This is a genomic window from Thermomonospora echinospora (assembly GCF_900108175.1).
GTDB classification, from domain to species: domain Bacteria; phylum Actinomycetota; class Actinomycetes; order Streptosporangiales; family Streptosporangiaceae; genus Thermomonospora; species Thermomonospora echinospora.
Window position 1 is genome coordinate 20,109 of record NZ_FNVO01000028.1, and the last position, 13,161, is coordinate 33,269.

The 13,161-nt window shown below is 72.5% G+C and carries 13 protein-coding genes and 2 tRNA genes; 10 read left to right on the top strand and 5 right to left on the bottom strand.

Annotated elements, in window-relative coordinates:
* Positions 1-71 precede the first annotated feature (71 nt).
* From C4U03_RS35220 to C4U03_RS35255, 10 genes are all read left to right on the top strand, one after another.
* Positions 72-455: an SCO3933 family regulatory protein gene (locus C4U03_RS35220; RefSeq protein WP_103944147.1), complete on the top strand. Its 384-nt coding sequence runs from the start codon at positions 72-74 to the stop codon at positions 453-455.
* A 14-nt stretch (positions 456-469) separates the two neighbouring features.
* Positions 470-1,813 (top strand): FtsK/SpoIIIE domain-containing protein, encoded by a 1,344-nt coding sequence (locus tag C4U03_RS35225; RefSeq protein WP_103944148.1) that lies wholly within the window; start codon positions 470-472, stop codon positions 1,811-1,813.
* Between the two features lie 108 nt (positions 1,814-1,921).
* Positions 1,922-2,236 carry a hypothetical protein gene (locus tag C4U03_RS35230; RefSeq protein ID WP_103944149.1) on the top strand — a complete coding sequence of 105 codons (315 nt, stop codon included), beginning with the start codon at positions 1,922-1,924 and terminating at the stop codon, positions 2,234-2,236.
* Complete coding sequence (locus tag C4U03_RS35235) at positions 2,233-3,063, top strand: DUF2637 domain-containing protein (RefSeq protein ID WP_103944150.1); 831 nt, start codon at positions 2,233-2,235, stop codon at positions 3,061-3,063. The genes C4U03_RS35230 and C4U03_RS35235 overlap by 4 nt, the downstream gene beginning before the upstream one ends.
* A 17-nt stretch (positions 3,064-3,080) precedes the next feature.
* Positions 3,081-3,467, top strand: coding sequence for a hypothetical protein (locus C4U03_RS35240; RefSeq protein WP_103944151.1), 387 nt, complete (start codon positions 3,081-3,083; stop codon positions 3,465-3,467).
* The gene (locus C4U03_RS40800) at positions 3,467-3,619 is read left to right on the top strand and encodes a hypothetical protein (protein WP_160147204.1); all 153 of its coding nucleotides are present in this window, start codon (positions 3,467-3,469) and stop codon (positions 3,617-3,619) included. The genes C4U03_RS35240 and C4U03_RS40800 overlap by 1 nt, the downstream gene beginning before the upstream one ends.
* Before the next feature lie 37 nt (positions 3,620-3,656).
* Positions 3,657-3,812, top strand: coding sequence for a hypothetical protein (locus tag C4U03_RS41465; RefSeq protein WP_200827686.1), 156 nt, complete (start codon positions 3,657-3,659; stop codon positions 3,810-3,812).
* Between the two features lie 148 nt (positions 3,813-3,960).
* The gene (locus C4U03_RS35245) at positions 3,961-5,322 is read left to right on the top strand and encodes a replication initiator (RefSeq protein WP_103944196.1); all 1,362 of its coding nucleotides are present in this window, start codon (positions 3,961-3,963) and stop codon (positions 5,320-5,322) included.
* A complete protein-coding gene (locus tag C4U03_RS35250; RefSeq protein WP_103944152.1) occupies positions 5,319-5,504 on the top strand; it encodes a helix-turn-helix domain-containing protein in 186 nt (61 codons plus the stop codon). Before C4U03_RS35245 ends, C4U03_RS35250 begins: the two co-directional genes overlap by 4 nt.
* The gene (locus C4U03_RS35255; protein WP_103944153.1) at positions 5,504-6,874 is read left to right on the top strand and encodes a tyrosine-type recombinase/integrase; all 1,371 of its coding nucleotides are present in this window, start codon (positions 5,504-5,506) and stop codon (positions 6,872-6,874) included. Before C4U03_RS35250 ends, C4U03_RS35255 begins: the two co-directional genes overlap by 1 nt.
* A gap of 76 nt (positions 6,875-6,950) precedes the next feature.
* On the opposite strand, the gene C4U03_RS35260 is transcribed toward C4U03_RS35255, so the two are convergent.
* The 5 genes from C4U03_RS35260 to C4U03_RS40155 all read right to left on the bottom strand — a co-directional run bounded on the left by C4U03_RS35260 (position 6,951) and on the right by C4U03_RS40155 (position 13,145).
* Positions 6,951-7,024, bottom strand: a tRNA-Phe gene (locus C4U03_RS35260).
* A gap of 17 nt (positions 7,025-7,041) precedes the next feature.
* A tRNA-Asp gene (locus C4U03_RS35265) sits at positions 7,042-7,119 on the bottom strand.
* 163 nt (positions 7,120-7,282) lie between these two features.
* Complete coding sequence (locus C4U03_RS35270; RefSeq protein ID WP_235018333.1) at positions 7,283-8,644, bottom strand: sensor histidine kinase; 1,362 nt, start codon at positions 8,642-8,644, stop codon at positions 7,283-7,285.
* A 166-nt stretch (positions 8,645-8,810) separates the two neighbouring features.
* On the bottom strand, positions 8,811-9,230 hold the full coding sequence (locus C4U03_RS35275) for a hypothetical protein (RefSeq protein WP_103944154.1): 420 nt from the start codon (positions 9,228-9,230) through the stop codon (positions 8,811-8,813).
* Between the two features lie 105 nt (positions 9,231-9,335).
* Positions 9,336-13,145 (bottom strand): AfsR/SARP family transcriptional regulator, encoded by a 3,810-nt coding sequence (locus C4U03_RS40155; protein ID WP_146087635.1) that lies wholly within the window; start codon positions 13,143-13,145, stop codon positions 9,336-9,338.
* Positions 13,146-13,161 lie beyond the last annotated feature (16 nt).

The window sequence follows — 13,161 nt, forward strand, 5'->3', positions numbered from 1 at the left end:
GGACTGCACGGCGCGTGTTCTCCCTCGTCCCCGAAAGCCTGCTCAGCAGGCCGACGAGAGGTGTACTCAGCATGCGCAACATCCCTGTTGACACGTCCGCCCTCACCTTCGTGTGCGTGTCGCCGCCGCGTCCCAAGCTGATCAACCAGGACACCGGTGAGGTCAAGGTGGACCGCAACGGCCAGACGGTCTACACCGTGGGCCTGTCGGCGGCTGATGAGTCCGGCCGCGTCGAGCTGGTGAACGTGGCGGTCTCCGGGGACCCGGGGGTGGTGATCGGCCAGGTGGTCACGCCGGTCGGGCTGGTGGGGTTCCCGTGGGAACAGCACATCAACGGCCGGATGCGGTGGGGCATCGCCTACCGCGCCGAGCAGATCATCCCCGCCGTCCAGACCGCCCCCGCCTCGGTCGGGTCGGTGGGCTCGGCGGTGCCGGTGTCGGCGGACGTGGCCTGAACGGCGGTCCGGCGATGAACGATCTCGTCCTGGTGCTCGCAGTCCTGGCCGCCCTGGTGATGGCCGGGCTGTGGGCCTGGCGCCGGTATCACCCGTCCTCGTTCTGGTACGGCGTCGGCTATCCGTCCCGGATGCTGCTGGTGTATCTGACCTGGGCGCATGTCGCCTCTGGCTGCGGCCTGTCGCGTAAGCGGCGGCGCTGGCGCCTGACCCTGGACGCCGTCCCGGTGGCAGGGCCGGCGGCTCGCTCGGTCACCGTCGCCACCTACAAACGGCGGATGCGGCGGGTCGACGTCGAGCGGGCGCCCCGCCTGGGCTGGCTGCGCCCCACCCGGCTCGGCTGGCGCGTGCGGGTCCGGCTGCATGACGGCCAGGTTCCGGCGGACTACGAACGCGCGGCCGAGGGCATCGCGCACGCCTGGCGCGTCCACTCGGTCCGGGTGGTCGACGTCCGCCCCGGCAAGGTCACGCTGTGGGCCACCATGCGCGACCCCCTCACCGAGGTCACCGCCACCCCCGAAACCGGGGAACTGCTGCAAGTGCGGCCGGGCAAGCTGGAGAACGGCGCGGACTGGGTGATCGACTTGCGCACCGTGCCGCACTGGCTCAACGCCGGAGCCACCCAGTCCGGCAAATCCAACCTCGCCAACGCCATCCTCAAGGGCCTGGCCCCGCAGCCGGTCGCGCTGGTGGGCTTCGACCTCAAGGGCGGGGTGGAGTTCACCCCGTACGCGCCGCGGCTGTCGGCGCTGGCCACCACCCGGGCCGAGTGCGTGGGCCTGCTCGGTGACCTGGTCGGCGAGGTGGAAGCGCGGATGGCCACCTGCCGGGCGCACGGGGCGCGGAACGTATGGACCCTGCCCGACCACCTGCGTCCTGTCCCGATCGTGGTCCTGGTGGACGAGGTGGCCGAACTGTTCCTCATGGCCGACAAGAGCGAGAAAGAGGAGGTGGCCAAGACCGGTACCGCGCTGCTGCGGGTGGCCCAGCTCGGCCGCGCGTTCGCCGTCCACCTGATCGTGTGCGGGCAGCGCATCGGCTCCGACCTCGGCCCCGGCGTCACCGCCCTGCGCTCCCAGCTGTCCGGCCGGGTCTGCCATCGGGTCAACGACCCCGAAACCGCCACCATGACCCTGGGCGACCTCGACCCGGCCGCCCTGGATGCCGCCCGCGCGATTTCGGCCGAGACTCCGGGGGTGTGCGTGGTGGCCGGCCAGGACGGCACCTGGCACCGCGCCCGCTCCGTCTACGTCCCCGAACACGAGGCCGAACAGGCCGCGCGTGACTTCGCGCATCTGGCCCCGGCCTGGGCCGACCTGATCGGCGGACCCCCCACGATCCGCCCGGCCGCGGCATAACCCGGCGCTCTTTCTCTCCCTCTCCTCTTTCCATGGCTGGCGTGAGCCCTGATCGCGCCGCGTCCCTACCTGGCCCATGCCCAAAAACCCGATCCGATGGAGTTGCCCGTGACCCCCCGCGTAATCGTCCTGCGGCCCCGCCGCCTGACCCGCCCGCCGGTCCGTCCCCGTCCCGTCCCGGCACGTCCCCGCCCCGTCCCGATCCGTCCGTTCCCGTCCCGCCGGGTCGGCTCGTCCGTCCTGGTGGGGCCGGTGGTGGAGTGGGACGGCGTCCGCGGCCTGCACATCGCCACCTGCGACCGGTGCGCCGACACCATGACCGCCGTCTCGGCCGGACGCGCCTACCGCTGGGTCGAGGACCACGAGTGCGATCCCGAGTTGGCCGCGCTGCTGGCGAACCTGACCGGCGGGACGGCGGCATGACCCGCCGCCTCCTGCCCGTGCTGGCCGACTCCGGGCCAGTGGTCGTCCTGGCCGCCATCGCGGCGGCCGGATCGTTCACCCACATCCGCGACACCGCCCGCGAACACGGCCAGCACGGCTGGATGGCCTGGGCCATCGCGGTCTGCATCGACCTGACCTGCGTCATGGCCGCCCGGGAACGACAGCGCGACAAACGCACCGCCCGCACCGCCCGGCCGCTGTCGTGGCCAACGTGCGTGCTGATCGGCGGCATCCTGCTCTCGCTGGCCGCCAACCTCGCCCAAGCCCAGCCGACCGTATGGGGCTGGGTCACCGCCGGCACCCCGGCCACCGCCTTCCTGGTCGCCGTCTCCATGCTCGAACGCCGCGCCACCCACCGTCCCGCCGCCCGTCCTGACGCCTTGGCCCCTGATGGGCTGGCCGTCCCGCCGTCCTTCGGCCGCCCCGCCGACTCGTCCCCGTCCTCATCCTCGCCGCCGGTCCCGCCGGTCCCGGCGGTCCGGGACGGTGCCCGTCCCGAACTGGCCGCTCCCGACCCTGCCCCGGTCGAGGGCGGGCAGACCGAGATCCCGCTCCCCGCCGCCGCCCCGGCGGCCCCGTCCCGGCAGGACGACTCCGGCCGTCCCGCCCCGGCCGACTCGGCTCGCCCGGCTGGTTCTGCTAGTTCGGCGGGGCCGCTGGTGGAGTTCGCCCGGCGAGTAGCCGACGAACACCACACCAAGCATGGCCGCCCCATCACCCGCGACGCGCTGCGCGCACGGCTGGGCGTGTCCAACCAGCTCGCCTCCGAGCTGCTGCGCCAGCTCCGCGACCAGTCCGCCGCCTAACCCTGGGAGGTATCCGCATGCCCGCCAACCCGAACCCGGTCGTTCCCGGTGATCTGTTCGCCCGGCATCAGACCATCACCGGCCTGCGCGCCCTGGCCGACTTCCTGGAGGCCAACCCCGCCGTGCCGGTGGACGAGTACGGCGAGGAGTACAGCGTCTACACCCGCGGCCACTGCGACACCGGTCAGCGGGCCGAGGTCGACCGGGTGGCCGCCCTGCTCGGCGTGACCGCCGCCGAAAGCGGCACCCGCTATCTGGCCTCCCGCACCTTCGGACGCATCACCTACCGCATCGTGCACATCCCCGCCCGATCCCTGGCCGAGAACGACGCCCGCAACAGCTACTGGAACAACATCACCCCCGACCCGGCCGACCACGACCCCGCCGCTGGACGGGTGGCCTGATGCCCACCCCCGACCCGGCCGCCCCTTCGGCCGACCGGCCGCCGGTCTCGCCGGTGGCGGTGCGGCGGTGGGTGTGCTGCCACTGCGGCGGCACCGGCCTCACCGGCGACGGCGCTACCTGCCCGCACTGCCACGGCCATGGCCACGACTAACCCCGGCCCCTCGACTCCTCGATCGGAGATGCCTGCCGTGTTCGTTCGCCGCTGCGGCTTTCTCGCCTTCTGGCTCGTCCTGGCCCTCTACGTCCTGCGCCACCCCCTCGGGGCCGCTCAGACCGTGGCCGCGATCGGCTCCGGGCTGGCGTCGCTGGCCGATGCGCTGGCCGCGTTCGCCTCCGTCCTCTAACCCACCCCGTAGGTAGCCGCCCCCGGCGTGGCCGCACAGCCGCCAAGCACACGCCGCCACGTCGGGGGCCATCCCCCAACCGCCTCAACGGACAGGAGACCTGCCCATCGTGCCCCACGCCGCCCTCACGCCGGTGGCCGTCCGCGACATGGCCGCCAAGATGAACCGCCCGGACTTCCGGCAGTGGGCCGCCCGCACCCGCGCCCTGGGCGGCTGCGTCCAGCCGGTGCACCTGCGGGGTCGTGTCGAGCATCTGGACCCGCTGACCGGCGAGGTGCTGCACCGCTACACCACCTCCCGCGAGCCGGGCGGGACTTTGCGGGTGGCGTGCAAGACCCGGCGGGCGTCCCGCTGCCCGGCCTGCGCCGAGACCTACCGCGCCGACACCTACCACCTGGTCCGGGCGGGCCTGGTCGGCGGCAAAGGCGTCCCGGACTCGGTCACCGCCCATCCGGCCGCGTTCGTCACCCTCACCGCACCCTCCTTCGGGCCGGTGCACACCCGGCGCGAAAAGCCCGGCAGCGTCCAGCCCTGCCACCCCCGCCGCAACGCCGGAACCTGCCCGCACGGCCGGCGGCTGTCGTGCACCGCCCGGCACGGCGCCGAGGATCCGCGGCTGGGGGAGCCGCTGTGCCCGGACTGCTACGACCACACCGGCTCCGTGCTCTTCAACGCCTGCGCGCCGGAGTTGTGGCGCCGGTTCACCCTGGCCCTGCGCCGCAGGATCGCCAAAGCGGCCGGGCTCACTGTCACAGCGCTGGGCGACGTGCTCACCGTGTCGTTCGCCAAGGTCGCCGAATACCAACGGCGCGGCGTCGTGCACTTCCACGCCGTGATCCGCCTCGACGGACCCGGCGGCCCAGCCATCACCCCGCCCGGCTGGGCCACCTATGCCCTCCTCGCCGAAGCGGTGGGGCAGGCCGTCCGCGCGGTCACCGTCACCACCCCCGAAGCCGACGGCGTCCCGGCGCGGTCGTTGGCCTGGGGGGATCAGCTCGACGTCCGCCCCATCACCACCACGGGCGAGCTGACGGACAAGGCGGTGGCCGGCTACATCGCCAAATACGCCACCAAAGCCGCCGAATGCGTCGGCACCCTCGACCGGCGCATCCGAGCAACCGACGACCCGAACGACCTGCCCGTCAGCAACCACGCCCGGCGACTGATCGGCGAATGCCTGCGCCTGGGCGCCCTGGAAGAGATGGCCGAACTCCGCCTTGCTGAGTGGGCCCACATGCTCGGCTTCCGCGGCCACTTCTCCACCAAATCCCGCCACTACTCCACCACCCTCGGCCAACTGCGCGCCGACCGCATCACCCACAACCAGCGCAAACACGAGATCACCACCGGGCGCCTGCCCCTCACCGACGAGGACCAGGTCCTCGTCATCGCCCACTGGCGCTACGTCGGCCAGGGCCTCACCCCCGGCGAGGTGCTGCTCACCGCTGCCCTGACCGGCTCACCCCTGCCACCACTCGACTCGTCCACGACCCATGGAGGTGCCGTTTGAACGAGAACGAACGGGTCCTGACCCTCGACGAGGCTGCGGCGCTGCTCCGGCTGAGCCGCTGGTCTCTGTACAACCTGATCCGCTCCAACCGGCTCCGCACGATCAAGGTGGGCCGTCGTCGGATCGTTCCCGCTGCCGCGATCGATGAATTCCTGGGCGAGTCCTTGGAGGTGGCTGCCTGATGACCGTGACCCTTCTACCCGTCCCGGACGAGCCGGAAGAGCCGGAGGAGTCGGCGGGCCGTAAGTCTCGTAAGTCCCGTTCCCGTAAGCGGGCCAATGGTGAGGGCACGATCTATCAGCGCAAGGACGGCCGGTACGAGGGTGCCGCGTTCGTGCCGACCACGGCGGGGACCTTCAAGCGTGTCCGGCTCTACGGGCGGACGCATGACGAGGTGCGGCGCAAGCTGACCAAGCTTTTGGAGCAGGCCGACCAGGGCATCCCCGTTGCGGCGGAGAGTTGGACGGTCGGGCAGTACCTGACGTACTGGCTGGACAACGTGGTGCGGCCCGAGCGTAAGCCCAGGACCGCCCAGGGATACGAGAGCGTGATCCGGCTCTATCTGATCCCTGAGTTGGGCAATAAGCGGCTCGGCAAGCTGGCCGCCCGGGACGTGCGGGCCTTCATCTCCCGTGTCCGGGCGCTGTGTCTGTGCTGCAAGCACGGGGTGGACGCTGCCCGTGAGGTGCCGCGCTGCTGCGCTCTCAAGGGCGGGGAGTGCTGCCAGTCCCGGCTGTCGGTGCGCATGGTCCAGTCGATTCACGCCGTGCTGCGGAACGCTCTGGAAACCGCGGTGCGTGAGGAGGTCATCCCGCGCAACGTCGCCAAGCTGGTCCAGGTCAGCGCACCGAAATACAAGGTCAATCGCGGGCTCACCGTCGACCAGGCCCGCGCGGTCCTCCAGGCGGCCAAAGACGAACGGCTCTACGCCCTGTACGTCCTGGCGCTGTGCCTGGGCCTGCGGCGCGGTGAACTGCTCGGCCTGCGCTGGCAGGACATCGCCCTCATGCCCTGCCGCGCCTGCGACGGGGAAGGCGGGGAGGCCGACGGCGCGGAATGCGAGGTCTGCGCCGGCAACGGAATCGAAAGCGCCACCCTGGAAGTGGTCCAGACGCTGCAACGGGTCGGGGGAGCGCTGCGCTTCGTCCGGCCGAAAACCGACGACTCCGAACGGACCATCCCCCTGCCCGCCCTGTGCATCACCGCCCTGTGTGAGCACAAGATCCGCCAGCACGCCGAACGGGCGGACGCCTGGCCGGACTGGCAGGATCACGGCCTGGTCTTCCCGTCCCGGCTCGGCACCCCCATGGAGCCGGACAACCTCCGCCGAAGCTGGGGCCGCATCCGCGAGACCGCCGGGCTGGAGGGCGTCCGCTTCCACGACATGCGGCACACCTGCGTGTCCCTGCTGCTCCACCTGGGCGTCGCGCCGGACGTCGTCCGGGAGATCGTCGGACACAGCGACATCGAGGTCACCATGACCATCTACGCCCACACATCCCTCGATGAAAAGCGGGCGGCGCTGCGGAAGCTGGGGGATGCCCTCGGCTGAGGCCGTTGCCGTCAGCGTTGCCGTCAAAAACGCCCCGAGCCTGTTGGCTTCGGGGCGTTTCGGCTGTTCGGAGAGGTGGGCAGGGGCGGGGTCGAACCGCCGACCTTCCGCTTTTCAGGCGGACGCTCGTACCGACTGAGCTACCTGCCCAAGGCGCTGGTGCGCCCTGGCGGTCCTGACGGGATTTGAACCCGCGACCTCCACCTTGACAGGGTGGCGAGCACTCCTAACTGCTCCACAGGACCTTGCTTTACCGAGCCTATCGTCTCGGTGGGTGTCCCCCGACCGGGCTTGCCGGTGCCGGGCAACGACCGAGAGCATACGCGATGCCCGGGACATGCGCCAACTCGATATCCGGGGAGGAAGGTGGGAGGAGGAGGCCCGGGGGGAGAGGGGTGCCGGGGCGCTTCAGCCGGGGGGCTTGGGCGGGGTGGTCTGGGGGAGGCGCAGGACCAGGCGGGCGCCGCGGGGGCTGTCCTCGGCGACCAGGGTGCCGCCGTGGGCGTGGGCGGTCTGGCGGGCGATGGGAAGGCCGAGGCCGGTGCCGCCGGAGGCGCGGTTGCGGGCGGTGTCCAGCCGGGCGAAGCGCTGGAAGACGGTCTCGCGGTGTTCGGGCGGGATGCCGGCGCCGTCGTCGCGGACCTCCAGGACGGCGGTGCCGTTCTCGGAGCGGACGATGATGTCCACCTTGGAGGCGGCGTACCGTTCGGCGTTGTCGAGCAGGTTGACCAGGAGGCGGGCGAGCCGCAGCGGGTCGCCGCGGACGATCACGTCGGAGTCCAGGTGGGTGTGGATCGGCACTCGTCCGGGCCGGCGGTCGATCTCGGCGGAGACCAGCGTGCCCAGGTTCACATAGTCCATGGCCCGGTGGGCGCCGGTGTCCAGGGCGGTCAGTTCCAGCAGGTCGGTCACGATGGCCTGGAGCCGGTCCAGGCTGGCCAGCACCTGGGTGGCCATCTCGTGCCAGTCGGTCTCCTCCGGATACCGCAGGGCCTCCTCGACCTGGGCCCGGGCGGCGGTGATGGGGCTGCGCAGGTCGTGGGAGGCGTCGGAGGTGAAGCGGCGCATCTGGACGAGCGCGGCGTCCAGTCGTTGCAGGGTGGCGTTGACGGTGTCGGCGAGTTGTCTGATCTCGTCGTGGCTCTCGGGGACGGGAACGCGGCGACCGGTGTCGGAGGCGGTGATCTCGGCCAGTTCGGCGCGGATGGCCTCCACCGGGACGAGGGTCTTGTGGACGGTGTGGGAGGCGCCGACGGCGGTGAGCAGGACGAGCAGCAAGGAGATGGAGGCCAGGAACACCACGGTCCCGCTGCTGACGTACCAGGGGATCGTCCGGTTGGCCGTGTACACGGTCCAGTCGCCCTCGGACTGGTAGACGCGGAGGACGACCACGTTCATGCAGTCTCGCAGTCCTCGTGGTGGGCAGAGCTTCCGGCTGGCGAGGTCGGCGCTCTCGGGGGGTTGGAAGTCCGCCATCGGGGGTTTGTGGGCGAGGTTCGCAGTGCCCGACACCACCCGGCCCCGGCTGTCGAGCACCTGGATGGAAATGCCGTCCTGCTCGGGCAGGAGCGGGGGCAGGCTGCGGCGCTCTATGAGGCGCATCACGCTTAGGGCGACTTGAGTGTCGCGGGTTTTCCGGTAGTCGGCGGCCCGGTTGCGTACCCCGAAGACGACCAGCGCGCTCACCAGGAGGCATACCAACGCCATGACGCCGCCGGCCAGCAGCGCCAGCCGCGTCCGGAGAGACCATGTGGTCTTGATCTCGTGCACCTCCAGCAGATGGCCTGAAATCCACCCCTACCGGCTGGTCGGTCCGGCCGAACGCCTTCGACGCCCATAGCCGGGCAAACTGTTCGTGCTGATATGGGGGTATGTGTGTGGAAAAGCCCGGCCGATGGGATGGATCCCGGGCCGGGCTCTTCCAGTCGGGTGGAGGTCAGCGGGTCTGGCGAAGGGCGGTGTACTGGAGCGCCGCGAACCCGGCGACCACCAGGGCCTGCAGCACCGCCCACACCCCACCGGCCACGTTCAGCTCCGGCCGGCCGGTGGCGACCGCCACGATGCTGAGGACCGTCCACAGCAGGTTGGCCTCCACGACCGCCATGGCGGCGCCGCGGCCGATCCGGTCGGGCATGGACACCGCCCACACCGCGACCGCGTAGACCAGCAGGAGGGCCCCGATGGCCCGGCCGGGGCCGGTCGGCAGGCCCAGCAGGCTCTCCAGCGGCCCGGCCAGCGCCAGGTAGGCCAGCCCGTTGACGCCGGTGATCACGGCGTCGATCCGCAGCGCCGCCCGCAGCAGCCTCCGGCCGTCGGTGAACAGGCCGCCATCGGTGACAGAGCGAAGGGAGGTCATGGCGGTTTCCCCTTTCGGAGCCTCGTCGTTGTCGACGCCTCCGACGCTAGGGACGCCGAGTAGCCACCGCGATTACCTGACGGGTAACCCCCGACCGGAGAACGGTCAGGCGCCCGCCAGCCGCAGGGCCTCCTCGCGGTCCAGTGCCCTGCCGCGGTCGTGGGCGGCCCGGTAGGCGTCCTCGCCGATCAGCTCGCGGGCTCCGGCGGCGACCCGGGCGGCGTCAGTGCCGGCGGCCGCCGGGATGCCGCGCAGCCCGGCGGCCACGCCCAGCAGCAGGGCGGCCCGTTCGCCGTCGCCCTCCAGGAGGGCCGTGCCGGCCAGGCCGTCCACGGCGTCGGCGACGTACATGACGTTCTGGCGGCGCATCGCCAGCGCGAGCCCCTGCCGGTGCAGGGCGCGGGCCCGCTCGGCGTCGCCCTCGGCCTCGGCGGTCCAGCCCAGCCCGACCAGCGCCTGCGCCCGTGTCCAGCCGGTGGCGAACCAGTTGTCGGACGCGGAGTTCAGGGACGCCTCGTAGTACCGCCGAGCCTGCGCCAGGTCGCCGCGCAGCCGGGCGATCTCACCGAGGCCGTGGTACATGCCGTCGGCCTTCTCCCCGGCTCCGGCCCGGCGGGCGACCTCGGCCGCCAGCCTGTAGTCGGCCTCGGCGCGTGCATAGTCGCCGTCCCGGACGAACGTGGTCGCGCGCAGGGCCAGCAGGTCGGCCCGCTCCTCGTACGCGCTGAGCTGATCGACCAGCTCCAGGGCCCGGTCGATCAGCGCGTGGAAGCGTTCCCGGTCGCCGCGCCAGTCGGCGACCTGGGCCAGCGGGTCCAGCGAGTTGGCCATGCCCCAGCGATCCCCGAGCGCGCGGAACCCCTCGTAGGCCGCCTCGAACTCCGGCTCGGCCACGACCAGCTCGCCCTTGAACAGGAGCTGGAAGCCGTCGCCCAGGTGGCTGATCACCTGCGACCAGGCGTCCGTCCCGAGCTGCACCCGGTGCTGCTCGACGCTGGTGCGCTCCGGCCCGGCCAGCAGCGCCCAGTAGACGATCCCGCCGGGCCAGCGCAGCGGCCGGTCGATGCCCTTCATGATCGCCTCGGCGTGGTCCAGGCGGCCGCTCAGCTCCGGGTCGAGCGTATTGCCGGAGGCGGCGTTGGCCAGGCACAGCACCCACTCCTCGCCCAGGTCGTCCGGCGGCTCGTCGCCCACCGCGACCAGTAGTTCACCGGCCAGCGGGGCGCCCTCCACCCGGCCGCGCAGCCACCAGTACCACGACAGCGCGGCCACCAGCCGCAGCGCCAGCGTGGTGTCGTGGCGGACGGCCCAGCGCAGCGCGGCGTGCAGGTTGCCGTGCTCGGCAGCCAGCCTGTCCAGCCAGTCCAGTTGCTCGGCCCGGCGCAGGTACGGGTCGGCGGTACGGGCCAGGTCGAAGAAGTGTTCGGCGTGCGCCCGCTGCAGCCGGTCGCGTTCGCCCGCCTCGGCCAGCCGTTCGGCGCAGAAGGCCCGGATGGTCTCCAGCATCTGGTAGCGGCCGTCCGGCCCACTGTGGACGAAGGACTTGTCGACCAGCCCGGCCAGCAGCTCGTCGATCTCGTCGGGGGACATCTGGCACACCCGCGCCGCCGCCTCCAGGGTGACACCGCCGCTGAACACGGTCAGCCGCCGCGCCAGCGTCTGCTCCCCGGCATCCAGCAGGTCCCAGCTCCACTCCACCACCGCGCGCAGCGTCCGATGGCGGGGCGCGGCCGTACGGTCGCCGCGCGACAGCAGCCGGAACCGGTCGTCCAGCCGGGCGGCGACCTCGGCGGGCGGCAGCGAGCGCAGCCGGGCGGCGGCCAGCTCGATGGCCAGTGGCAGCCCGTCCAGGTCACGGCAGATCCGCAGAACGAGATCGACGTTGTCGGCGTCGACGGTGAAGCCGGGGCTGACGGCGGCGGCCCGTTCGGCGAACAGGCGTACCGCCGGGTACTCCAGCGCCTGTTCGGCACGGACCCCCTCCGGCGGCAGCGGCAGCGGCGGCAGCGGCCACAGCGACTCGCCGGTGATGCCCAGGGCCTCCCGGCTGGTCGCCAGGACCCGCAGCTCGGGGCAGGCGCTCAGCAGCCGGTGAACGAGGCGGGCGGCTTCGTCGACGACGTGCTCGCAGTTGTCCAGGATGAGCAGCACCCGCCGGCCGGTCAGCGCGGTGACCAGGCGTTCGACCGGGTCGACGGAGGCGTCGCCGGGCGCGGGCCGCAGCCCGCTCTCGCGCAGGCCCAGCGCGCCGAGCAGCGCGCCGGCCACTTCGGTCCCGTCGCCGAGCGGGGCCAGGTCCACGAAGCGGACCTCGCCCGGCTCCAGCGCGCCCGCCTCGACCGCCAGCCGGGTCTTGCCCGCGCCACCGGGACCGATCAGGGTGAGCAGGCGCTGCCCACTCAGCAGCTCACCGACCCGCCGCAGCTCCTCCTCCCGCCCGACGAACGTGGTGAGCCGGGCGGGCAGCCGAGACGGCGCCACCCCGGGAACCTGCTCGGCACCGGGCGCCGCACCCGCCCGAACGTGCACCGGACCGGACGGCGGATACCCGGAACCGGCCGCCGCACCAGGACCGGGCACCGCCCGCACCGGACCGGACGAGGCCCCGGCCGCCGAGTGCGGGTGACCGGGCTGCCCATCCGTGGGATTGAACGGCGCGTACGTAGGGCCGGTCGGCGCGTGCGTGGGATCGGGTGGTGGTTGCCCGGGGCCGGACGGTGCATGTGCGGGGCTGGTGGGCGCATGCGTGGGATCGAACGGTGCGTGCGCGGGGCTGGTCGGTACGCGCGCGGGGTCGGGTGGTGTGTGCGTGAGGCCGGGCGGTGCGTGTGTGGGGTCGGATGGTGCATGTGCGGGGCTGGTGGGCGCGTGCGTGGGATCGGACGGTGTGTGCGCGGGGTCGGTGGACGCGTGCGTGGGATTGAACGGCGCGTGTGTGGGACTGGTAGGCGCGTGTGTGGGGTCGGATGGTGCATGTGCGGGGCCGGTGGGCGCATGCGTGGGGTCGGACGGTGTGTGCACGGGTCCGGACGGTGTGTGGCTGGGGTCGGTAGACGCGTGCGTGGAATCGAATGGCGGGTGGGTGAGGCTGGGCGGTGTGTGCGTGGGGTCGGGCGGTGTATGGGGGAAGTGAGGGGGACGGTGGGGGGTGGGGGGTGGTAGGAGAGACTGGTTTGCTTGGAGGATGGCGAGGTGGACGGTGGTCAGTTCGGGGGATGGGTCGGTTCCCAGTTCCTCGGCGAGGAGTCGTCGCGCGTTCTCGTAGACCGTCAGTGCCTCGGCCTGCCGGCCGCTGCCGTACAGCGCCCGCATGAGCTGGGCCCGTGCTCGTTCCCGCAGCGGGTGCCGCTCCACTAGTTTCTGCAGCTCCGCTACCAGGTCGCGGTGCCGCCCCAGTGCCAGCTCCGCCTCGGCCAGGTCTTCGGTGGCCGCGGCCCGCATCTCCTCCAGCCGGGCCGCCTGGGCGGCGGCGAACGGTGCGTCCGCCACGTCGGCCAGGGCCGGGCCGCGCCACAGGCCGAGCCCCTCGCGCAGCAGCGCGGCGGCGCGGGCGTGCTCACCGGCGGCCAGCGCCCGCCGCCCCTGCCCGGCGAGCCGCTGGAAGCGGTGGGCGTCCACGGCCTCGGGATCGACCGCCAGCCGGTACCCGGCCGGGTGGAACTCCACCGGATCGCCCTGGCCCGGCAGCCCGCGCAGCCCGCGCCGCAGCCGCGACACCTGGGACTGCAGGGCGTTGGCCGCACCGGTGGGCGGGTTCTCCCCGTACAGCCCGTCGATCAGCCGTTCCGTGGTGATCACCTGGCCGGGGTCGAGCAGCAGCAGGGCGAGCAGCGAACGTACCCGAGGGCCGCCCACGCCGAGCGGCGTGCCGTCGGCCGACCTCACCTCCGTCGTGCCGAGGATGCGGAACCACATGGTGGTGATTGTCGTC